Annotated in this window: 19 protein-coding genes; 7 read left to right on the top strand and 12 right to left on the bottom strand. The window is 73.2% G+C overall.

Translation table 11 applies throughout. The features are described 5' to 3' along the window. On the top strand, positions 1-190 hold a 190-nt coding region (locus KBY47_RS33180; protein WP_210927829.1), incomplete at its 5' end, for an LPXTG cell wall anchor domain-containing protein. A 21-nt stretch (positions 191-211) separates the two neighbouring features. Here the strand turns inward: KBY47_RS33180 and KBY47_RS33185 are convergent. Then, a complete protein-coding gene (locus tag KBY47_RS33185; protein WP_210927831.1) occupies positions 212-958 on the bottom strand; it encodes a class I SAM-dependent methyltransferase in 747 nt (248 codons plus the stop codon). Positions 959-965: 7 nt separating this feature from the next. Then, positions 966-5,279 (bottom strand): aminotransferase class I/II-fold pyridoxal phosphate-dependent enzyme, encoded by a 4,314-nt coding sequence (locus KBY47_RS33190; protein WP_210927885.1) that lies wholly within the window; start codon positions 5,277-5,279, stop codon positions 966-968. A gap of 169 nt (positions 5,280-5,448) precedes the next feature. Between KBY47_RS33190 and KBY47_RS33195 the strand changes: the two genes are divergently transcribed. After that, complete coding sequence (locus KBY47_RS33195) at positions 5,449-6,228, top strand: GNAT family N-acetyltransferase (RefSeq protein ID WP_210927833.1); 780 nt, start codon at positions 5,449-5,451, stop codon at positions 6,226-6,228. 23 nt (positions 6,229-6,251) lie between these two features. On the opposite strand, the gene KBY47_RS33200 is transcribed toward KBY47_RS33195, so the two are convergent. After that, positions 6,252-6,515 carry a GlsB/YeaQ/YmgE family stress response membrane protein gene (locus KBY47_RS33200; RefSeq protein WP_210927835.1) on the bottom strand — a complete coding sequence of 88 codons (264 nt, stop codon included), beginning with the start codon at positions 6,513-6,515 and terminating at the stop codon, positions 6,252-6,254. Between the two features lie 129 nt (positions 6,516-6,644). Continuing rightward, a complete protein-coding gene (locus KBY47_RS33205; protein ID WP_210927837.1) occupies positions 6,645-7,085 on the bottom strand; it encodes an SPW repeat protein in 441 nt (146 codons plus the stop codon). Between the two features lie 151 nt (positions 7,086-7,236). Here KBY47_RS33205 and KBY47_RS33210 point away from each other — a divergent pair, with 151 nt between their 5' ends. Beyond that, complete coding sequence (locus KBY47_RS33210; protein WP_210927839.1) at positions 7,237-8,208, top strand: MerR family transcriptional regulator; 972 nt, start codon at positions 7,237-7,239, stop codon at positions 8,206-8,208. On the opposite strand, the gene KBY47_RS33215 is transcribed toward KBY47_RS33210, so the two are convergent. Next, complete coding sequence (locus KBY47_RS33215; protein ID WP_210927841.1) at positions 8,209-9,582, bottom strand: deoxyribodipyrimidine photo-lyase; 1,374 nt, start codon at positions 9,580-9,582, stop codon at positions 8,209-8,211. It abuts the gene before it with no gap. Continuing rightward, complete coding sequence (locus tag KBY47_RS33220; protein WP_210927843.1) at positions 9,579-11,120, bottom strand: SDR family oxidoreductase; 1,542 nt, start codon at positions 11,118-11,120, stop codon at positions 9,579-9,581. The genes KBY47_RS33215 and KBY47_RS33220 overlap by 4 nt, the downstream gene beginning before the upstream one ends. Before the next feature lie 112 nt (positions 11,121-11,232). Here KBY47_RS33220 and KBY47_RS33225 point away from each other — a divergent pair, with 112 nt between their 5' ends. From KBY47_RS33225 to KBY47_RS33235, 3 genes are all read left to right on the top strand, one after another. Beyond that, the gene (locus KBY47_RS33225) at positions 11,233-11,736 is read left to right on the top strand and encodes a MarR family winged helix-turn-helix transcriptional regulator (protein WP_210927845.1); all 504 of its coding nucleotides are present in this window, start codon (positions 11,233-11,235) and stop codon (positions 11,734-11,736) included. 158 nt (positions 11,737-11,894) lie between these two features. Further along, entirely contained in the window at positions 11,895-13,991 is a 2,097-nt protein-coding gene (locus KBY47_RS33230; RefSeq protein ID WP_210927847.1) for an MMPL family transporter, read from the top strand. 69 nt (positions 13,992-14,060) lie between these two features. Further along, a complete protein-coding gene (locus KBY47_RS33235) occupies positions 14,061-14,258 on the top strand; it encodes a hypothetical protein (RefSeq protein WP_210927849.1) in 198 nt (65 codons plus the stop codon). A gap of 51 nt (positions 14,259-14,309) precedes the next feature. On the opposite strand, the gene urtE is transcribed toward KBY47_RS33235, so the two are convergent. The 6 genes from urtE to KBY47_RS33265 form a co-directional block, all read right to left on the bottom strand. Further along, on the bottom strand, positions 14,310-15,002 hold the full coding sequence (gene urtE, locus KBY47_RS33240; RefSeq protein ID WP_210927851.1) for an urea ABC transporter ATP-binding subunit UrtE: 693 nt from the start codon (positions 15,000-15,002) through the stop codon (positions 14,310-14,312). After that, positions 15,002-15,781, bottom strand: a complete 780-nt coding sequence (gene urtD / locus KBY47_RS33245) for an urea ABC transporter ATP-binding protein UrtD (protein WP_210927853.1) — start codon at positions 15,779-15,781, stop codon at positions 15,002-15,004. Before urtD ends, urtE begins: the two co-directional genes overlap by 1 nt. Then, positions 15,778-16,869: an urea ABC transporter permease subunit UrtC gene (gene urtC, locus KBY47_RS33250; protein WP_210927855.1), complete on the bottom strand. Its 1,092-nt coding sequence runs from the start codon at positions 16,867-16,869 to the stop codon at positions 15,778-15,780. Before urtC ends, urtD begins: the two co-directional genes overlap by 4 nt. Beyond that, positions 16,866-17,762 (bottom strand): urea ABC transporter permease subunit UrtB, encoded by an 897-nt coding sequence (gene urtB / locus KBY47_RS33255; RefSeq protein ID WP_210927857.1) that lies wholly within the window; start codon positions 17,760-17,762, stop codon positions 16,866-16,868. The genes urtC and urtB overlap by 4 nt, the downstream gene beginning before the upstream one ends. A 64-nt stretch (positions 17,763-17,826) precedes the next feature. Beyond that, complete coding sequence (gene urtA, locus KBY47_RS33260; protein WP_210927859.1) at positions 17,827-19,086, bottom strand: urea ABC transporter substrate-binding protein; 1,260 nt, start codon at positions 19,084-19,086, stop codon at positions 17,827-17,829. A gap of 213 nt (positions 19,087-19,299) precedes the next feature. Further along, positions 19,300-20,412 (bottom strand): substrate-binding domain-containing protein, encoded by a 1,113-nt coding sequence (locus KBY47_RS33265; RefSeq protein WP_210927861.1) that lies wholly within the window; start codon positions 20,410-20,412, stop codon positions 19,300-19,302. A 115-nt stretch (positions 20,413-20,527) separates the two neighbouring features. On the opposite strand from KBY47_RS33265, the gene KBY47_RS33270 reads away from it, so the two are divergent. Further along, the gene (locus tag KBY47_RS33270; RefSeq protein WP_210927863.1) at positions 20,528-20,968 is read left to right on the top strand and encodes a MarR family winged helix-turn-helix transcriptional regulator; all 441 of its coding nucleotides are present in this window, start codon (positions 20,528-20,530) and stop codon (positions 20,966-20,968) included. Positions 20,969-21,019: the final 51 nt, after the last annotated feature.

Here is a 21,019-nt window from a genome sequence, read left to right on the forward strand (position 1 = left end):
GCCCAAGAAGACCCGGCCGGTCACCCAGCCCGCCCCGCACACCGCCCGGCACCCCGCACCGGCACCCACCGAGGCCTCCCTCGCCCACACCGGGACGGACGCCACCCTCCCCGCCGTCCTCAGCGGCACGGCGATGATCCTCAGCGGGGCGGTCCTGGTACGGCGGTTCCGTCCGCGGCTGCCGCGCTGACCCGTCGGCGCGGGCGGCGCCTCACCGAGGTCGGGCCGGTGGGGCCGTCCGGGCGGTCAGCAGCACCATGCCGGTGTCGCCGTAGTCCGGCAGGGTCGGGTCGGCGTCGATGCGGGTGACGGCGAGTTCGCTGGTCAACGGGGTGAAGACGCGCCGTACGATCCCGGTGTCCACCGGGCAGCCGGGCCAGCGCGAGGCGGGTCCGATCCGGTAGGTGGGCATGTTCTCCATGAACGCGGCCACCAGGTACCCGCCCGGCGCCACACAGCGGACGAACAGACGGCAGAACGCGGTGAACTCGTCGCGGTCCTCGGTGGCGCCCTCGGCGACGAAGTGCATCGACGCCAGGTCGTAGCCGCCGGCGGGAAGGTCCCGCACATCGGCGTGCACCACGTCCACCCGGGCCAGCGCCCGCGGCAGCGTCCCGGGCACCGCCGGATCGAGCCGCCGGGCCAGCGCGTGGAACGGCAGCCAGCTGGCCTCCGGCCGATGGCAGATCTGCCGCCGCAGATAGCCGACGTTGCCGGACCCGGCGTCGACGGCGTCGACCCGGCGGCACACGGCGGAGGCGAGGATCAGCGGGTACAGATTGGGCCCGGCGCCGAACTCCACGCCCCGCGCCAGACCGTCGGGCGCGAGGCGGCGGTAGAACGCCGAGTGGTGGGCCATCACCGCCGCGTCCGCGGGGTGCACCTCGCGGTAGTTCTCGGCGAGGTAGTCCGCGATCGGCCAGCGGTCCCAGTCCACGTCGTCGTTGTGCGTCGTCATCTCCGGCTCAACTCCTCGGCCGCGCCGCGAGCCCCGCCGACTTCGGCCGCAGCGGGAAGCTGGTCGCCAGCCGGGTCAGCGTGGCGTTCAGCCGGCCGATGTCGTCGTCGGAGTTGAGCGCGGTGACCTGCACCCGGAACCCCACCCGGTCACGCGGTACGAGCGGGTAGGGCGCCAGCGTCACATAGATGCCCTCGTGCCACAGGAACCCGGCCACCGCGTCCAGGTCGTCGGCGTCGGCGAGCGGGATCTCCACGATCGGCAGCCGGTCCCGGTTCAGGGTGTCCACCCCCAGCCCGTCGAGGTGGTCCAGCACCCGGGCCGTCTTGCGGTAGAGGTCGGCCCGCAGGACGTCCCCCCGCCGGTCGTTGACGTCGAGCCCGGCCAGCGCCGTCGCCAGGGACGCGGTGGGCGAGGGACCCGAGTACAGATAGGGGCCCGCGGACGTCTTCAGCCGGTTCTTCAGCGTCGTCGGCAGCGCCAGGAAGGCCAGCAGCGACGAGTACGCCTTGGAGAAGCCGCCGACCAGCACGACGTTCTCGTACGACTCCCCGGTGTGGCGGACCACGCAGTTGCCGCGCGAGCCGTAGGGGCAGGGCTCCTCCGGGCCGCGCTGCCCGATCACCCCGAAGCCGTGCGCGTCGTCCACGTACAGCGTCGCGCCCCGGCGACGGCACACCGCCGCCAGCGCGGGCAGGTCGGGCACGTTGCCGCTCATGCTGTTGACCCCGTCCAGACAGACCAGGCGGGACGCCCCGGCCGGTGTCGAGGCGAGCAGGGCGTCCAGCTCACCGGGCCGCTCGGCGTGGAAGCGGCGCAGGGTGGCGCCCTGGCCGCGGGCGGTGACACAGCCGTCGTAGACCGTCTTGTGCGCGGTCGCCTCCACGAAGACCTGCCCCTGGCCCGCGAGGACGGGGATCACCGAGTTGTGCACCAGGGTGACCGTCGGCAGCAGCAGGGTGTCCTCCGCGCCGAGCAGCCCCGCGAGCCGGTCCTCTATCTCCGGGTACAGCTGCGGGCTGCCCAGCAGCCGCGACCAGCCGGGGTGGGTGCCCCAGCGGCGGACGGCGGGCTCGACGGCGGCCATGATCTCCGGGTCCCAGTCGAAGCCGAGGTAGTTGCAGGAGGCGTAGTCGACCAGCCAGTGGTCGCCGCAGCGGATGTGCCGCCCGCGCACCTCGTCCAGGACCGCGTCGCTCATCGGGCTGGACCGCCTCAGCCGCTCGAGGTCCCGGCCGCGCTCCCGGGGCCGTACCGGCGCGGGCGGGCGCCGCTCGGCGCGCGGCACGTCGTACCGCACGGCCACCGGGGTGCCGGAGGGGCGGCGCAGCACCCGCTCGCTCTGCGCCACCGTCATCGGCCGCGCGAACAGATAGCCCTGCCCGAACCGGCACCCCATGCCCGCCAGCAGGTCCCGCTGACCGGGGTCCTCGATGCCCTCGGCGATCACCTGGAGGCCCAGGGTGTCCGCGATCCGCACGATGCCCTCGACCAGCGCCACCTGCTGGGCGTCCCGGGTGAGGTCGTCGATGAAGGTCTTGTCGATCTTCAGCACGTCGAGCGGGAAGTCCCGCAGATAGCGCAGCGAGGAGAACCCGGTGCCGAAGTCGTCGACCGCGATGTGCACCCCCAGTTCCTTCAGGGCGTGCAGCACCGACTGGATCTGCGCGTCGTGCCGCAGCAGCACCGTCTCGGTCAGCTCCAGCTGGAGGGTGCCCGGCGCGAGACCCGGGGTGCGCAGCGCGCGGTCGACCTGGTCGAGGAAGCCGTTGTCCCGGAACTGGCGGGCGGAGACGTTCACACTGACGTACGGCGGACCCCGGTGCCTGCGCAGCCGTTGCAGCCCGGCGATGTCGTGCACGGCGTGCTCCAGCACCCAGGACCCCAACGGGGCGATGTGCCCGGTCTCCTCGGCCAGCCGGATGAACTGCTCCGGGCTGACCGGGTGGTGCGGTGCCCGGGGCCAGCGCACCAGCGCCTCGAAGCCGACCACCTCTCCGGCGGTGATGTCCACCACCGGCTGGTAGCGCAGCGCGAACTCCTTGCCCGCGACCGCCCGGGCCAGTCTGGTCTGCATGTCGTGCCGCTCGACCATACGGGTGTGCAGCAGCGGCTGGAAGCGCCGCCACTGTCGCTTGCCCGCCGTCTTCGCCGCGTACAGCGCGAGGTCGGCGTGGGTGAGCAGCTCCTCGGCGTCCGTGCTGTCGCGGGCCGTGGCCACCCCGACGCTCGCGGAGACGGTCACCGTCTCCTCGGCCAGCACGAAGGGGCGGCTGAGCATCTGCACCACCTGTGCCGCGAGCAGTTCGGCGTCCAGGGGCTCGCGGGCGTCCTCCATCAGTACGGCGAACTCGTCGCCGCCGAGCCGGGCCGCGGTGTCGGTGCGCCGCAGCGTCTGGGAGAGCCGGTTGCCGACCGCCATCAGCAGGCGGTCACCGGCCGAGTGGCCCATGGTGTCGTTGACGAGCTTGAAGTCGTCGAGGTCGACGAAGAGCAGACAGGTCAGCGACGACTCGCGGCGGCCGCGCAGCAGGGCGCGTTCGATCCGCTCCAGCAGCAGCGTCCGGTTGGGCAGCCCGGTCAGCGAGTCGTGGAAGGCCCGCTGGGTCAGCTCGTGCTCCAGGCGCCGCTGCTCGGTCACGTCGCGCAGGGTCACCACCAGGCCGGACACGGTCCGTTCGGCGCGGAAGTCGCTGCACCGCACCTCCACCTCGACTCGGCCGTCACCGCGCCGCACCCACCAGTGGTCGTGACCGGAGCGCGGCCCCCGCTCGCGGACCGCCGCCAACTGCCGGGCGGCCCGCCGCCGGTCGCGGTGGTCGAGCAGTTCCGGCAGCGGCGTGCCGAGCAGATCCGCGGTGCCGAAGACGGACGCCGAGGACGGGCTGGCGTACCGGATGGTGTCGTCGTCCTCGACGATGAGGATGACGTCGGAGGTGTTGCGGACCAGGGTGCGGAAGTACGCCTCGCTCTCCCGGCGGATCACCTCCTGGCGCAGGGTGACGCGTTCCCTGGCCAGACCCGCGTGCGAGGCGAGGATCTCCAGGGAGGGCAGTGTCTCGGAGAGGTCGCGGGCCGGGCCCGCCACCAGCAGCACGCCGGGGATCTGGCCGGAGGGCCGGTCGGGCCGGGTCATGGGGCAGACGGCGACGCACTGCGGGTCGCCCAGTTCGGCGGCCAGGTCCGCGCCCAGCACGGACGGGTCGACCAGGCCGGTGCGGCGCGTCGGCAGTGCGGCGGTGCGCTCGGCGGACAGCAGCAGGGTGCGGTGCGGCACGGCCGGGCCGAGCAGCCGGGCCACCGTCGACTCGCAGGCCCCGGTGACCTCCTGGTGCCGTATCGCCGCGACCAGTGAGGCGGCGGCGGTGCGCAGCGCGTGCTCGCGGGCCACCGCCCTGCGGTGGGCCACCACCATGCCCGCGAGCCGCAGGATCACCAGCAGGAACAGCGCACCGGAGAACGCGGCGATCACCGCGGCGTCCTGGGCGGCGGAGCCGGTCAGCCCCTCGTGGAACAGGATTCCGGGGGCGACGCAGGTGGCCACGGCGAGCACCACCAGCCGCCGTGGTCCCGGCAGCAGCGACTGGCGCCGCGGCGCGGTCACGGTCAGCCGGACCATGGACGGGTGCAGGGCGGCCAGGCCCCAGGCCGTGTAGAAGACGATCCACCCCGAGTCGAGCAGGGTGCCCGCCTGCCACATCGAGTTCAGCTGGAGGATCCCGTACGCGATGTCGAAGCCGAGCAGGGTCGCCGTACCGACCACCAGCAGTTGCACCGACCGGTTCGGCCCGGGCTGCGGGCTCGGCGTCAGCAGCCGGGCCAGGAGCGCGAGGACCAGGACGTCACCGAGCGGGTAGGCGATGCTGATGGCGCGCTGCTGCCAGGTCAGGCCGTCCACCACGGACAGCGGCTGCACCAGGTACACCCACACCGGCAGGGCCAGCCCCGCGGTGACGATCGCCGCGTCGAGCAGTCCGGGCAGGTCGTCGCCGGACAGGCGCTGGCGCACCAGCCCGTACAGCCCGATCGCGAAGAGCACGTAGGTGGCCAGGTAGCAGGCGTCGGCAGCGGACGGGAAGGGGTTGGTGGCGGCGAAGTACGCCTCCATGGCGTTGTAGTACGTGTCGCCGCTGACGAAGGTGAGCAGCCCGGCGGCCAGCACCCACCAGGGCCAGGGGTGCGCGGGCCGGTTGACCCGGGTGCCGGTGAGCACCGCGGCGGCGCCCGCGAGGCCGATCACCGCCCACACCGGGGTGCGGGCCGCCGGGACCGTCATGTAGACGGCGGTGGCGACCGCGACCAGTGCCAGGTACGCGGCCATCAGCCGGTGTGCCGACAGCAAGAGCGAGTGCCTCCCTCGCCTGGGAGGGGACCGGGTCGGCGTCCCGGTCCGAAGACCACTCGATCGTAGGCACCGCCGGTCGGCGGGTGCATCTCGGCCGCCGCAAAAGGCGTTGCGGCGCCGGGTGGACGGGTGTTGGGGTGCTCGCATGGACACCGCCGCGGTACTCGCCCGCTACGACCGTGAGATGCGCGAGGGCGCCCGCCCGGACGGCCCCGGGGCCCGTGTGGAACGGTCCGCGGGGGTGGTCAGGCAGGTCGCTCCCGCGCACGGCTGGAACGGCGTGCTCTGGTCCGGTCTGGACGCGGACACCGACGTGGACGAGGTGATCGCCGAGCAGATCGCCCGGTACGCGGCGCTCGGCCACGCCTTCGAGTGGAAGCTGTACGGCCATGACGGGCCCGCCGGTCTCGGAGAGCGGCTGCGCGCCGCCGGGTTCGTGCCCGAGGGCGAGGAGACGCTGCTGGTCGCGGAGACCGCCGCGATCGCGCCGGATGCCGGACCGCCCGCCGGGGTGTGCGTCCGTGCCGTGGGTGACGCGGTGGGCGTCGACCTGGTCGTCGAGGTGCACGAGCGGGCGTTCGGCACCGACGGGTCACGGCTGCGGCGGGACCTGCTGGAGCGGCTCGCCGCCGACCCGGACTCCCTGGTCGCCGTGGTGGCGCTGGCCGGGGACGCTCCGGTGAGCGCGGCCCGGATGGAACTGGTGCCGGGCACCTCGTTCGCCGGGCTGTGGGGCGGCGGCACCGTGGCGGGCTGGCGGGGCCGCGGCCTGTACCGCGCGCTGGTCGCCCATCGGGCGCGCGTCGCGGCCGACCGCGGCTTTTCCTACCTCCAGGTCGACGCCACCAGCCGGAGCCGCCCCATCCTGCGGCGCCTCGGCTTCGTACCGCTGACCACGACCACGCCCTTCGTGTACGCGGGGTGACGACCGGGCGCGGTCGTGCTGAATCAGCGGCGCGCCTTCGAGCGGTCCAGCGCGGCGACGCCGAGTGCGGCGAGGCCGATCTGGATGAGCCACTCGACCCAGTCCACGCCGTCGGTGTCGCCCACGTCGAAGGCGTTGGCGATCGCCGTGCCGATGAGTGCCGCCACGATGCCGACGGCGATGGTCCACAGGACGCCGATGCGCTGGCGTCCGGGAATGACGAGTCGTCCGAGGACACCGATGACGATGCCGATGACGATGGCGCTGATGATCCCTGATATCTCCATGTCCGTCCCTCTTTGTCGAGGCCCTCCCTGACATGCGTGTGCCCCCGGAAGGCGAGGACAGTCCGCCGCGGGTGCGGCGGGCAGGCCAACGGCCGGTCCGCAGCCTTCGCGGACCGGCCGCCGGTTCCGTCACGACCTGGGGGCGCTCTTCGCCGCCGTACCGGCGCACACCAGGCCGAGGACCACGGCCAGCGCGCCGATGATGACGTTGTTCCACACGACGCCGGCGTCCGGGCTCTCGCCGACGATCCACGGGGAGATGATCATCCATACGCCGATCGCGCAGGTCGCCCAGCTCAGGCCGTACATGCGCTCGGGGGTGTTGGTGAACCCGAGGGCCAGCAGGCCGATCGCGATGCCCACGATCAGGTTGTGGGGCACGAGGGCGGGCTGGCTGGTGGTGTAGTGGAGGATCCACGGGGACACGGCGCAGTACAGACCGAGCAGGAACACCGGTCCGTCCACGAGTGCCACGTCGCGACCGCCGAGGACGCGGGCGTACCGGGCTCGCATCTCGGAGGCGTCGGGGTGGGTCGACAGGTCACCTCTGGTGGGCGAGACGTTGGCCATGACTCGTCTCCTTTGACTCGCAGGCCGACCGCGTCTGGGGCGGTGAGCGGCGGCGCGCGCCGCGTAGGTTTATTTTGCGCTTATTTCTCCCTTATGTGTAGAGGTCAGGGCGTACATCAAAGGCGTCGTACCGACCCTCTATAGTCGGCGCATGGCCGAGCCCCCAGAGGAGTCCTCGGGCGGTCTGACCACCGGTGCGGTGGCCCGCCGCCTCGGTGTCGCACCGACCACCCTGCGGTCCTGGGACCGCCGGTACGGCATCGGCCCCGCGGTCCGCGCCGACGGCAGGCACCGGCGCTGGACGCCCCAGGACGTGGCGATGCTGGAGACGATGTGCGGGCTGACGTCCGCGGGCGTGCCGCCGGCCGAGGCGGCCCGGATGGCCCGGGAGGGCACCGGCGGGCCCGTGCCGACCACCGCCGCGGCGGCGCGCGAGCAGGACACCGGGCGCTCCCACACGGCGGGCACGCTGCCCCTCGGAGACGTCCGCCAGGAGTGCCGGGGCCTCGCCCGCGCCGCCGTACGGCTGGACGCCCCGGCTGTCGAGGAACTGCTGGCGGGGGCGGTCGCGGAGCACGGACTGACCGTGGCCTGGCAGGAGGTCATGGTGCCGACCCTGCACGCCGTGGGACGCAAGTGGGCTTCCTCCGGCGACCGTTACGTGGAGGTCGAGCACCTGCTGTCCTGGCATGTCTCCACCGTCCTGCGGCGGCACACCCGGCCCCCCGCCGCCCCGGTCGCCGGGCCGGTGCTGCTGGCCTGCGTCCCCGGCGAACAGCACACCCTTCCCCTGGAGGCCCTCAACGCGGGCCTGGGCCAGCTCGGCGTGCCCACCCGGATGTTCGGCGCCGCCGTGCCCGTGGAGGCGCTCACCGCCGCGGTCCAGCGGCTCGGCCCGGCGGCGGTGGTGCTCTGGGCGCAGGCCCGCTCCAGCGCCAGCCTCCCGCTGGCCGGGCATGTCGCCGCGACCCGGTGGGGTGTCACGGGCGCGCGCCGACGGCCGCTGGTGGTGCTGGCCGGGCCCGGCTGGGCCGGGCGGCCCACGCCCGGGATGCCGCGGCCGACGAGCCTCAGGGAGGCGCTCGACATCCTGTCCGGGGCGTTCGGCGGCGCCGCGCCCTGATCAGTCCCGGCCGCGGGCGCGGCGGAAGCGGTCGAGGCCCTCGGACAGCTCGACCACGGGGTCCGGGTAGTCGACCGCGGCCCTGTCAAGACCGCGCAGCTTCCACGGCTCGTGCACGGCGGCGCCCGCCAGCCCCCGGAGTTCCGGCACCCAGCGCCGCACGTACGCGCCGTCGGGGTCGTAGCGCTTGCCCTGGGCGACCGGGTTCAGCACCCGGTTGGGCCGGGTGTCGGTGCCGGTTCCGGCCGTCCACTGCCAGTTGAGCTGGTTGTTGGCGAGGTCACCGTCCACCAGCAGCTCCAGGAAGTGCCGGGCGCCGACGCGCCAGTCGACGTACAGGGTCTTGGTGAGGAAGCTCGCCGTCAGCAGCCGTCCGCGGTTGTGCATCCAGCCCTCGTGCGCCAACTGGCGCATCGCCGCGTCGACGATCGGGTAGCCGGTACGGCCCGCGCGCCAGGCCCCGATGTCGTCGTGCGCCGAGCGCCCGGAGCGCCAGCGGTCGTGCCGGGTGCGGTAGTCGGACCCGGCCGCCTCCGGCCGGGCCGCGAGCACCTGGCGGTGGAAGTCGCGCCAGGCCAGCTGCCGTACGAACGCCTCGGCGCCCGGGCCGCCCGCCCGGCGGGCCCGGTGGACGAGTTCGACGGGGGAGAGGGTGCCGAAGTGCAGATGCGGGGAGAGCCGGGAGGTGGCGTCGCCGGACAGGTCGTCGTGGCGGTCCGCGTAGTCCCGGACGCCGGAGCGCAGCCAGGCCGTCAGCCGCCCGCGGCCCTCCCGCTCGCCCCCGGCGGGCAGCGCGGGGGACAAGCCGGACAGCTGCTCCCGCGACGGCAACGGCTCGGAGCCGATGCGGTCGGGGACGCGGACGGCACGGGGCGCGCCGAAGGTGCCGCGCGGCTCCCACCGCGCCCAGTGCCGGAAGTACGGCGTGAAGACGGCGAAGTGGTCGGAGGCGGCCGGGGTCAGCTCCCCGGGCGGCACCACCGTGGTCACCGTGTCGTGGACGAGCAGCCGCCGCCCCTCCTCCTCCAGCGCCCGCCGCAGCCGCGCCTCGCGCGAGCGCGCGAACCGGCTGACGTCGGCGGCCAGGTGCACCTCGTCGGCGTCCGCCTCGACGGCCACCCGGCACACCTCCTCCACCACGTCACCCGAGCGCACGACGAGGCGCCCGCCGCGCTCACGCAGCCCCGCGTCGAGATCGGCCAGGCAGTCGGCGAGGAACGCCAGCCGGTTGGGCGCGGCGAACCCGGCCCCGTCCACCGAGCGGTCGCGCACGAACAGCGGCACCACCTCGCGCGAGCCGTCGAGCGCGGCCCGCAGCGGCGGATGGTCGTGCAGCCGCAGGTCGGCGGTGAACAGGACGACGGAGACGTTCATGGCGTGGGCTCCCCGGCGGAGGCGGCCGGGGTCCGGTCGGCGGCCGCCGCGCGGGCGATGTTGCGGGCCATGCCGCCGAACACCAGGGCGTGGAAGGGGGAGACGCCCCACCAGTAGGCGTGGCCGAGCAGCCCGCGCGGATGGAACAGCGCCCGCTGCCGGTACCGGGTGCCGCCGTCGTCGTCCCGCTCGGCGTACATCTCCAGCCAGGCGAGGCCCGGCAGGCGCATCTCCGCGCGCAGCCGCAGCAGCCGGCCCGGCTCGATCTCCTCCACCCGCCAGAAGTCCAGGGAGTCGCCCACCCGCAGCCGGTGCGCGTCCCGGCGGCCCCGGCGCAGCCCGACCCCGCCGACCAGGCGGTCGAGCCAGCCGCGTGCCGCCCAGGCGAGCGGGAAGGAGTACCAGCCGTTCTCGCCGCCGATGCCCTCGATGACCCGCCACAGCGCCTCCGGCGAGGCGGACACCGCCAGCTCGCGCCGGTCGGTGTAGAGGCTGCCGCCCGCCCAGTCCGGGTCGGTGGGCAAGGGGTCGCTGGGGGCGCCGGGGACGGCGGCGCTGGACCAGCGGGTGGTGACCTGGGCGTCGCGCACCCGTTGCAGGGCCAGCCGGACCGCCTCGTCGAACCCGAGGGGATGCCCGGGCGGGTCCGGAACATACCGTGCGATGTCGTGCTCGCGGCAGACCACCTCGTGCCGCAGCGACTCCGCCAGCGGCCGGGCGATGGACGCGGGCACGGGCGTCACCAGGCCCACCCAGTGGCTGGACAGCCCGGGCGTGAGCACCGGGACCGGCACCACGAACCGCCGCCCGAGCCCGGCCACCCGCGCGTAGCGGACCATCATGTCCCGGTACGTCAGCACCTCGGGACCGCCGAGGTCGAAGGCCCGGCTGACCTCCCGGGGCATCTCCGCGCTGCCCACCAGGGCGCGCAGCACGTCCCGCACGGCGACCGGCTGGATGCGGGTGTGCACCCAGCTCGGGGTGACCATCACCGGCAGCCGCTCGGTGAGGTAGCGCAGCATCTCGAAGGAGGCGGAGCCGGAGCCGATGATGACGGCCGCCCGCAGCACGGTCGTGGGGACGCCGGAGTCCAGCAGGATGTGGCCGACCTCGGCCCGGGAGCGCAGATGCGGCGACAGCTCCGCCTCCGGGATCCCGGCAGGGGTGAGGCCGCCCAGGTAGACGACGCGGCGGACGCCCGCGGCCCGGGCCGCCGCCGCGAAGATCCGCGCCGCCCGGCGGTCGGTGTCCTCGAAGTCCCTGCCCGTGCCCAGCGCGTGCACCAGGTAGTACGCCACGTCGACGTCCCGCATGGCGGTGGCCGTGGACACCTCGTCGGTGACGTCGCCGCGCACCACCTCCACCTCGCCCGCCCAGGGGTGGTCGCGCAGCTTGCCGGGGGAGCGGGCCAGGCAGCGCACCCGGTGCCCGGCCGCGAGCAGCTCGGGCACGAGTCTGCCGCCGATGTACCCGCTGGCGCCGGTCACCAGCGAGCGCGGGCCCGCCCGCCTGTCGTCGGCCTCGCCGTCGGCGTTCATCCGCTGTTCGTTCCCTTCGTACGGATTCCTCTGCGATCACTTCCACGCGTGGTGCGCTGCCGGATGCGTGCCCGCCCGCGGTTCCCGCGCCGCACTTCTATAGGCTGATCGCGTGGCCACAGCAGACGACCGGGAACGGCGGTCACCGGGCGGGGAGCCCGGCGCCGACCCGGTGACCGACCTCCAGTCCTTCGCCGTCCACCTGCGACGGCTCAACGGTGAGATCAACCGTCTGGTGCAGGACTTCGCGGGCGACCACGGGCTGCACGCCACCGACGTCCACGCGCTCGCCGCCATCCTGGACGCCGACGGACCCATGACGCCCGGCCGGTTGCGCGAACACCTGGGGCTGACCTCGGGAGCGGTCACCGCCTGCGTGGACCGGCTCGAACGCGCGGGCCACATCCGGCGGGTCCGGGAGAGCGCCGACCGCAGGGTGGTCCACCTGTACTACGACGCCGACGCCCGCCCCGCCGCCCGGACGTACTTCCGGCCGCTGGCCACGGCGACCCGGGCCGCCACCGGCCGTTTCACGGGCGACGAGCTGGCGGTGGTCCTGCGCTTCCTCGCCGCCCTGAACGAGGAACTGGCCACGGTCAGGCCGCACGGCCGCTGAGGAAACCCGCCTCCGGGCGCATCCGGGGACCGGCCGCGAGCCGAATCCGGGGTGTGCTCTACGATCACCTCGGCCAGAGATACCTCGATGATTGAGATTGTTTTTCATCGAGACAAACGTGGCCGGTGTGCCCCTGTCCGACCCGGAACCGGAGAACCATGACCCCGAGCCCCCGACGCGCCCGCCTGCTCGTCCCGCTGCTGCTGCTCGCCGTCTGGCTCGGGGTCGGCGGAGCCCTCGGCCCCTTCGCCGGACGGCTCGGCGAGGTCGCCACCAACGACCAGGCCGCGTTCCTGCCCCGCAGCGCCGAGTCCACGGAAGTCATCGGCCAGCAGAAGGCCTTCCGGCAGGACGAGACGCTGCCCGCGATCGTCGTCTGGACGGACCGGTCCGGAGCGGACATCGAGGACCGCCGCACCGCCGCCGGCGAGGCGCTCGCCCAGCTCACCGGCGCCCCGGGCGTCACCGGGGGCGTGTCCCCGGCGCTGCCCTCCGAGGACGGCAAGGCCCTCCAGGGCGTCGTCCAGCTCAGTCCCGGCCTCGGCGACGAACTCCCCGCCGCCCTCGACCGGATCCGCACCGCCGCCGAGGGCGTCCCCGGCACCACGGTCCAGCTCGCCGGACCGGCCGCCAGCCAGGCCGACCTGTCCGACGCGTTCGCCGGGATCGACGGGCTGCTGCTCGCCGTCGCCCTGGTGACCGTCCTGGCCATTCTGCTGCTCGTCTACCGCAGCGTGCTGCTGCCGCTGGTGATCATCCTGGGCGCCGTGTTCGCCCTGGCGCTGGCCTGCGCGATCGCCTACGTCCTCGCCGACCACGACCTGGTGCGCGTCGACGGACAGGTCCAGGGCATCCTCTCCATCCTGGTGATCGGAGCGGCCACCGACTACGCCCTGCTGCTCACCGCCCGGCACCGGGAGGAACTCGCCGCCCGCACCGACCGGTTCGCCGCGGTCGGTGCCGCGCTGCGGCGGTCCTGGGGCGCCATCGTGGCCAGCGCCGCGACTGTCGCCCTCGGCCTGCTCGCCCTGCTGCTCAGCGATCTGACGAACAACCGGGCGCTCGGACCCGTCGGCGCGCTCGGCATCGCCTGCGCGGTCCTCAGCACGCTCACCTTCCTGCCCGCCGTCCTGGTCCTCCTCGGCCGCGGCGCCTACTGGCCCACCAAGCCCCACCCGGACGGCGCCGGCCGGGGCGCGGGCGCAGGGGTGTGGCAGCGGATCGCCGACCTGGTCGACCGGGCGCCGCGCCGCGTCTGGGCGGTGACCCTGGCCGCACTGCTGGCCTGCGCCGCCTTCGCGCCCGCCCTCACCTCCAAGGGCGTGCCCCTGGACGAGACCTTCGTCAACGACGCCCCCTCGGTCGCCGCGCAGAACACCCTCGGACGGCACTTCCCCGGCGGCTCCGGCAACCCCGCCGTCGTCCTCGCCGACGCCGACCGGCTCACCGAGGTCGTCGACGCCGCCCGCGCCACCGACGGCGTCGCCTCCGCCGCGGCCGTCGGCGAGAACGGCCGTCCCTCGGGCGCGCCGCTGGTCGTCGACGGGCGGGTCCGCGTCGACGTCACCCTGCGCGACGCCGCCGACAGCGACGCCGCCAAGGACACCGTCGCCCGGCTCCGCACCGCCGTCCACGCGGTACCGGACGCGGACGCCCTCGTCGGCGGCTACACGGCACAGCAGTACGACACCCTGCGCACGGCGGAACGGGACCGCACCCTCATCGTGCCGGTCGTCCTCGCGGTCATCCTCGCCGTGCTGGTCCTGCTGCTGCGCTCCCTGCTGATGCCGGTGCTGCTGGTGGCGACCGTGGCGCTGAACTTCTTCGCCACGCTCGGCGTCTCGGCGCTCGTCTTCGAGCACGTCCTCGGCTTCACCGGCACCGATCCGTCCGTACCGCTGTACGGCTTCGTCTTCCTGGTGGCGCTCGGCGTGGACTACAACATCTTCCTCATGTCCCGGGTCCGGGAGGAGTCCCTCCGCCTCGGGGTGCGCCGGGGCGTGCTGCGCGGCCTCACGGCGACCGGCGGTGTGATCACCTCCGCCGGTGTGGTGCTCGCCGCGACGTTCGCCGCGCTCGGGGTGATCCCGCTGGCCTTCCTCGCGCAGATCGCCTTCATCGTCGCCTTCGGCGTCCTGCTGGACACCCTCGTCGTCCGGTCGCTGCTGGTGCCCGCGCTGGTGCGGGACATCGGGCCGTTCGCCTGGTGGCCGGGGCGGCTGAGCCGTAAGCCGGGGGAGTCCACGGCCAGTTGACATGAGCGCGGTCATCCCGCGCAGGCGCAGGGGGAAGGAGAAGCCGAGGTCTCGGAGGTGTCTGCCGCCATGGGCGCGAGGGTGCTGGAACGGTTTCCCGCTGGGTCTCCGCGCGGATCGTGGCCCGCGGAGGAGTACGCGGCGCGACGGCGCGCGGAGGGCGAGGACGCCGCGACCGTCGTGATGGACCTCAAGTCGGACTCGTTCCTCGTCCTCGTCCCGGCGGAGGACGAGGAACGAGACCGGGCGAGGCCCGGGCGCCGGTGAGGCCGGGGCGGATGTGCCGGGCGACGGTCCGTGACCGGCGCCCGCCGGCGCTCACACGCTGAGCGCCTCCCGCACCGACCGCTCCGCGTCCCGGCCGCCCGCCCCCGACGAGGTGACCCGTCCGGCCTCCAGGACGACATACCGCTGGGCCGCGCGCATCGCGAAGCCGACGTGCTGCTCGACGAGGAGCACCGAGAGCCCGCCACGCCCGGCCACGGCGAGGACGGTCTCCTCGATTTCGGCGACCACCGACGGCTGGATGCCCTCCGTCGGCTCGTCGAGCAACAGCAGCCGGGGCTCCGTCACCAGCGCGCGGGCGATCGCCAGTTGCTGCCGCTGGCCGCCGGAGAGCAACCCCGCCCGGCGGGCCGACAGGGCGCGCAGCGCGGGGAAGAGGTCCAGTGCCTCGTCGATCGCCGTCCGGCCGCGCCGCCGCCCGTCCGCCACCAGCTGGAGGTTCTCCGCGGTCGTCAGGTGAGGGAAGGACTGCTGGCCCTGCGGCACGTACGCCATCCCGCGCGCCACCCGCTCGTGCGGACGGCGCCGGGTGATGTCCTCGCCGTCGAGCAGGACCCGGCCGCGCGTCGGGGTGAGCAGCCCCATCGCGGCGCGCAGCAGGGTGCTCTTGCCCGCGCCGTTGTGGCCGAGCACCGCCGCCACCCCGTCCGCGGGCACCTCCACCGACACCCCGTGCAGCACACTGCTGCGGTGGTAGCCCACGCGCACGTCGTCGATCCGGAGCATCACGCCTCCCGCACGGCCACGTCGGCGGCGGGCTCCTCGGCGGCCGTGTGGCCGAGGTACACCTCCTGCACCCGGGGGTCGGCCTGCACGTCGGCCACCGTGCCCTCGCTGAGCACCCGGCCCGCGTGCAGCACGCTGACGCTCTGCGCGAAGGACCGCATGAAGTCCATGTCGTGCTCGATGACGACGACCGTCCGCCCGGCGCCGACCCTTCGCAGCAGCTCCCCGGTGGCCTCGCGCTCGTCGTGGCTCATTCCGGCCACCGGCTCGTCGAGCAGCAGCAGCCGTACGTCCTGGACCAGCAGCATGCCGATCTCCAGCCACTGCTTCTGCCCGTGCGCGAGGGTCCCGGCTGGAGCGTCGGCGAGCGCGGTCAGTCCCACCGTCTCCAGTGCCCTGGTGACCGGCTCGGGGACGCCCTTGCGGCGTCGCAGCATGGTCCACGCGCCCCGGCCGGCCCCGGCCGCGATGTCCAGGTTCTGGAGGACGGTCAGCTCCTCGAAGACGGTGGCGGTCTGAAAGGTACGTCCGATGCCCGACCGGGCGATCCGGTGCACACTCCGTCCCAGCAGTTCCTCGCCGCCGAAACGCACCGAGCCGTGCGCCCGCACCAGTCCGGTGACGGCGTCGACGAGAGTGGTCTTCCCGGCGCCGTTCGGCCCGATCAGGAACCGCAGGTCGCCGGGCCGCACCTCCAGATCGACCCCGTCCACCGCGGTGAAGCCGTCGAACGACACCCGCAGTTGCCGTATCTCCAGTCCGAGTCCGGTGTCGCTCACGCTGCTTCTCCCATCGGAAGTGGCGCCGGGCCCTTCGTCCGCCGGGCCGCCCGGCGCCGCCGCAGCAGACCGGCCAGCGAGGCCAGACCGCCGGGCAGGAACGCCAGCGCCACGACGAACAGCAGCCCCTGGAAGTACGTCCACGCCGCGGGGAACTCCTCCGACAACGCGGTCCTCGCCCAGGCCACGCCGACCGCGCCGAGCACCGCGCCCACCAGGCTGGCCCGGCCGCCGACGGCGGCGCCGATGACGAACTCGATGGACGGCACGATGCCGATCATCGCGGGCGAGATGATGCCGACCGCGGGAACGAACAGCGCGCCCGCGAGTCCCGCCATGCCCGCCGCGACGACGTACGCGACGAGTTTGACGTTGGCGGGGTCGTAGCCGAGGAACCGCACCCGTTCCTCGGAGTCGCGTACGGCGATCAGGAGTTCTCCGTAGCGGCTGTGGATGAGCTGGCGGGCGATGGCGATCAGGGCCAGCAGGGCGGCGGCGATGACGAAGTACACCATCCGCTGGTTGACGGGGTCGTCGAGGTCGTAGCCGAAGAAGCCCTGGATGTCGGTCAGTCCGTTGGTGCCGCCGGTGGTGGCCTGCTGGCCGATCAGCCAGATCGCGAAGGCGGCGGCGAGCGCCTGGCTGAGGATCGCGAAGTACGCGCCCTTGACCCGCCGCCGGAAGACGAACAGGCCGAGCAGCGCGGCGACCGCCATCGGCAGCAGCACGGTCGCGGCCAGCGCGAACACCGGGTTGGCGAACGGCCGCCACCACCAGGGCAGTTCGGTCGCGGTGCCGTACAGCAGCATGAAGTCGGGCAGGTTGCCCGGGCCCGCGTCGGCAAGCTTGAGGTGCATGGCCATGGCGTAGCCGCCGAGCCCGAAGAACACGCCCTGCCCGAGGGTGAGCAGCCCGCCGCGGCCCCAGGCCAGACAGATACCGACGGCGACCATGGCGGTGCACAGGTACTTGGCGAGCAGCCCGAGCCGGAAGTCGCTCAGCGCGAGCGGCGCGACCGCGAACAGCAGGACGGCGGCCCCGGCGAAACCGGCGGCGGCCCGCGCCGGGGGACCTTTCAGCAGGTTCATACGAGACTCCTCGTGCGCAGGGTGTACAGCCCCTGGGGCCGCCACTGGAGGAAGGCGACGATGGCGACCAGGACCAGCACCTTGGCCACGCTGACAGTGGTGGAGTACTCCAGCACCGACTGCATGACTCCCAGCACGAACGCGACGATCACCGTGCCCCGGAGCCGGCCGATCCCGCCGACCACGATCACCAGGAAGGCGTCGATGATGATGTTGGTGCCCATGGTCGGTCCGATCGGGCCGACCAGGGTGAGGGCCACCCCGGCGATCCCGGCGAGCCCGGAGCCGAGGAAGAAGGCGGTGCGGTCGACGCGTGCGGTGGAGATGCCGGACACCTCGGCGAGGTCCCGGTTCTGCACCACCGCCCGGATCCGGCGGCCGAGCGGCGTCAGCCGCAGGGTCAGCGCCAGCGCGAGCACCGCGGCGATCGCCAGACCCAGGATGAACAGGCGGCTGTTGGCGACGGTGAGCGGGTCGTCCCCGCCGATGACGGTGACATGGCCGGTGAGCCAGTCCGGTGCCCGGGTCTGCACGTTGGGCGCGCCGAAGACGTCCCGCGCGAGTTGCTGAAGCATCAGCGATACGCCCCAGGTGACCAGCAGCGTGTCGAGCGGCCGCAGATACAGCCGTCGTATCAGCAGCCATTCCAGCAGCGCGCCCAGCGCGCCCGAGACGAGAAAGGCGACGGGCAGCGCGACGAGGAGCGAGACCCCGGCGCCGGAAATGGATTTCTGGAGGACATACGTGGTGTAGGCGCCCGCCATGATGAACTCGCCGTGGGCCATGTTGATGACGTTCATCTGGCCGAAGGTGAGGGACAGGCCGAGCGCGATGAGCAGCAGGACGGCACCGATCGAGATACCGGTGAAGGTCTGACCGAGGATCACGGTCATACGGCGGCTCCGGGGAGGCGTGAGCCGGGGGCCCGGCTGGCGCGGGCCCCCGGTCGGCGGGCGGTCAGGACAGGCCGGAGGCCCACGGGTAGCCCTTCAGGTAGGGGTCCGGCTCGATGGGCCCGCCGGAGTTCCACACCTCCTTGATCAGGCCGTCGGTGCCGATTTCGCCGATGCGTGCGGTCTTGGCGATGTGCTGGGTCGCCCCGTCGACGGTTACCTCGCCCTCGGGCGCCTCGAAGGTGATGCCGTCGGCCGCCGTCTTCACCTTCTCCGGGTCGAAGGACCCCGCCTTCTCCACCATCGCCTTCCACAGGTAGACGGAGGTGTAGGCGGCCTCCATCGGGTCGCTGGTCGGCTTGTCCTGCCCGTACTTGGCCTTGTACGCGGTCACGAACTTCTCGTTGGCCGCGCCCGCCGTCGTCTGGTAGTAGTTCCAGGCCGTCAGCTGGCCCGCCAGGTACTGCGAGCCGATCGACTTGACCTCCTCCTCGGCGATCGACACCGACACCACCGGCATCGCCTCCGCGGTCAGCCCGGCCGACTTGTACTCCTTGAAGAAGGCCACGTTGGAATCGCCGTTGAGGGTGTTGAAGACGGCGTCCGCCTTCGACGCCTTCACCTTGTTGGCGATCGTGCTGAACTCGGTCGAGCCCAGCGGTGCGTAGTCCTCACCGAGCACGGTCATGCCGTTGGCCTCGGCGTACGCCTTGATGATCTTGTTGGCGGTGCGGGGGAAGACGTAGTCGCTGCCGACCAGGTAGACCCGCTTCTTCCCCTGGTCCTTGAGGTAGTCGAGGGCCGGCACGATCTGCTGGTTGGTGGTGGCGCCGGTGTAGAAGATGTACGGCGACTGCTCCAGGCCCTCGTACTGCACCGGGTAGAACAGCAGCGACCTGTTCTTCTCGAACACGGGCTTGACGGCCTTGCGGCTGGCGGAGGTCCAGCAGCCGAAGGTGGCGGCGACCCGGTCCTCCCGGATCAGCTTCTGGGCCTTCTCGGCGAAGGTCGGCCAGTCGGAGGCGCCGTCCTCGCTGATCGGCCTGATCTGCTTGCCGAGCACCCCGCCGGAGGCGTTGATCTCCTCGATCGCCAGCTTCAGCGAGTCGCGCACGGTCACCTCGCTGATCGCCATGGTGCCGGAGAGCGAGTTGAGCAGGCCGACCTTGACCGTGTCGCCGCTGACGTCGGCCTGTGCGGCCCCGTCGGACGAGCCGGCCGCGTCGTCGGTCTTCGCGCCGCACGCGCTCAGTGCGACGACCGCCGTGAACGCGGCACCACCGGCCAGCAGGCGACGGCGGGAAAAGAGTGAACCGCTGGACAAAAGAACCCCCTCGGGTGTGCAGGAAGGCAACCTCCCCAAGTGCGGTCCACAGCCTCAAGTCGCCCTGTTTCCACAGCGTTTCGCGGGACTTTCCCGGAGGCAACAAAAAACGCCCCGGACGAATGTGAAGTGCGTTTCGAAACTCGCTTCACAATTCGGCCGAGGCATTCTCATTATTTTCCGCAGGAAGTATCTTGACGGCCTGGAACCCTGTCAAGGGCGGGAGTTGGGGAGATCCAGTTCCGTGACCACGTCGAAATCGAGGCCGTCCGCGCGGGCCAGGTAGATCCGCTGCCGCACATGCCCCCGACGCAGCCGCAGCACCCCGCGCGCCCCCTCGTAGGAGACCGAGTCCGCCGCGGCGCCGATCGCCGTCACCTCCAGGGTGCGGGCCCGGCCGATCAAGGCGGCCAGCAACAGCACGCCCTCGTAACAGGATTCGGCGAGACTGCCGGGCGCTGGTGCCTCGACGCCGTACCGCTCGGCGTACCGGCCGTGGAAGTCGAGGGTGTCCCGGTTGGCCAGCGAGGCGAAGAAGCCCGCGGTGCTGTAGAGGTCGACGGTGGCCGGGGCGCCGCTCGCCATCAGCATGTTCTCGTCCATCAGCGTGCTCAGCCGCAGACACCGGGCGTCCAGACCGTACGCGGCGAAGGCCCGGTTGAAGCGCACCGCGTCACTGCCGACCAGCAGCATCAGCACCCCGTCGGCGTCCGAGCGCTCGATCCGCCGCAGCACCGGCTCGAAGTCATGGGTGCCCAGCGGGAGGTACACCTCGCCGCTGATCCGCCCGCCGGACTCGCGCGCGTAGCCGTGGGCGGCCCGAGCCGTCCGCCGGGGCCACACGTAGTCGTTGCCCACCACGAACCAGCGCCGCACCCGGCGCTCGTGCGCCAGCAGCGTCATCGCGGGCCGCAACTGGTCGCGCGGGGTCTCGCTGGTCAGGAACACCCCGGCGGTGTGCTCGCCGCCCTCGTACAGGGCGGTGTAGACGTACGGCACCCGATGGGCGATCCTCGGCGCCAGTGCCTGCCGCACCGAGGAGATGTGCCAGCCCGTCACCCCCTGTACGGCACCCAGGTCCACCAGCGCCGCCACCTGGTCGGCGATCTGCCGGGGCGGCGCGCCCCCGTCGACCGGCAGCAGCCGCACCTCCCGCCCCAGTACACCGCCGGCGCGGTTCACCTCGTCGGCGGCCAGCCGTGCGCACAGCTCACAGGCCGGACCGAAGATCCCGCCCGGCCCCTGCATGGGGAAGACCAGGGCGACGCCGAGCACCGCGTCGTCGGCCGGGAGCCAGTCGGGGGCCAGGGGGTCGTGCCGGAACATGCGGCCATGATTCCGGGACCACCAGGTGAACTCCAGTCCGTCTCACGCCCGTCCCGCCCCCGTCTCCTACGATGTCCGCATCCCGTGACCGGCCCGACAGGCCTCAAGGAGCGCGATGGCCACCTCGTCCGTACGCCGGACGCACGATCTGATGCGGTTGCTGACGCGGGCCGAGCGGCTGGCCGCGCGTCGGCTCCAGGAGGTGCTGGCGCAGGAGGGCTGTTCGCCGGAGGCCTGGCGGGTGCTGGCGCTGCTCTCCGACGGGGCCGGACACCATATGTCGGCGATCGCCGAGGCCGCCTTCCTGCCGCCGCCGACGCTGACCAAGCTGGTCGACCACCTCGTCGACCAGAACCTGGTGCACCGCCGGGTCGACCCCCTCGACCGCCGTCGCGTCCTCGCCCATCTCACGCCGCGCGGGCGGGACTTCTGGCGCCGGGCCGACCGCGCGGTGCGCGCCGACTGGCCCGTCCTCGACCCGGCCGACGAGGAACTGCTGCGCACGTTGCTGGCCCGGCTCGCGGTGACGCTGGAGCAGGGGACCGGGGGCGAATGAGGTGGCCGGGGGGCCAACCAGGCCACGGGACACGGGCGTTGACTGGTCTAC

The sequence above is a fragment of the Streptomyces sp. B93 genome (assembly GCF_018070565.1).
Lineage (GTDB): Bacteria > Actinomycetota > Actinomycetes > Streptomycetales > Streptomycetaceae > Streptomyces.

Coding starts and splice junctions, on each gene's coding strand:
- KBY47_RS33200 (WP_210927835.1), bottom strand. CDS start 6,515: ATGGAGATATCAGGGATCATCAGCGCCATCGTCATCGGCATCGTCATC.
- KBY47_RS33265 (WP_210927861.1), bottom strand. CDS start 20,412: ATGTTCCGGCACGACCCCCTGGCCCCCGACTGGCTCCCGGCCGACGAC.
- KBY47_RS33195 (WP_210927833.1), top strand. CDS start 5,449: ATGGACACCGCCGCGGTACTCGCCCGCTACGACCGTGAGATGCGCGAG.
- urtB (WP_210927857.1), bottom strand. CDS start 17,762: ATGACCGTGATCCTCGGTCAGACCTTCACCGGTATCTCGATCGGTGCC.
- KBY47_RS33215 (WP_210927841.1), bottom strand. CDS start 9,582: ATGAACGTCTCCGTCGTCCTGTTCACCGCCGACCTGCGGCTGCACGAC.
- KBY47_RS33270 (WP_210927863.1), top strand. CDS start 20,528: ATGGCCACCTCGTCCGTACGCCGGACGCACGATCTGATGCGGTTGCTG.
- urtC (WP_210927855.1), bottom strand. CDS start 16,869: ATGAACCTGCTGAAAGGTCCCCCGGCGCGGGCCGCCGCCGGTTTCGCC.
- KBY47_RS33220 (WP_210927843.1), bottom strand. CDS start 11,120: ATGAACGCCGACGGCGAGGCCGACGACAGGCGGGCGGGCCCGCGCTCG.
- KBY47_RS33235 (WP_210927849.1), top strand. CDS start 14,061: ATGGGCGCGAGGGTGCTGGAACGGTTTCCCGCTGGGTCTCCGCGCGGA.
- KBY47_RS33190 (WP_210927885.1), bottom strand. CDS start 5,279: ATGGCCGCGTACCTGGCACTGGTCGCGGTCGCCACCGCCGTCTACATG.
- KBY47_RS33230 (WP_210927847.1), top strand. CDS start 11,895: ATGACCCCGAGCCCCCGACGCGCCCGCCTGCTCGTCCCGCTGCTGCTG.
- KBY47_RS33185 (WP_210927831.1), bottom strand. CDS start 958: ATGACGACGCACAACGACGACGTGGACTGGGACCGCTGGCCGATCGCG.
- urtE (WP_210927851.1), bottom strand. CDS start 15,002: ATGCTCCGGATCGACGACGTGCGCGTGGGCTACCACCGCAGCAGTGTG.
- KBY47_RS33210 (WP_210927839.1), top strand. CDS start 7,237: ATGGCCGAGCCCCCAGAGGAGTCCTCGGGCGGTCTGACCACCGGTGCG.
- KBY47_RS33205 (WP_210927837.1), bottom strand. CDS start 7,085: ATGGCCAACGTCTCGCCCACCAGAGGTGACCTGTCGACCCACCCCGAC.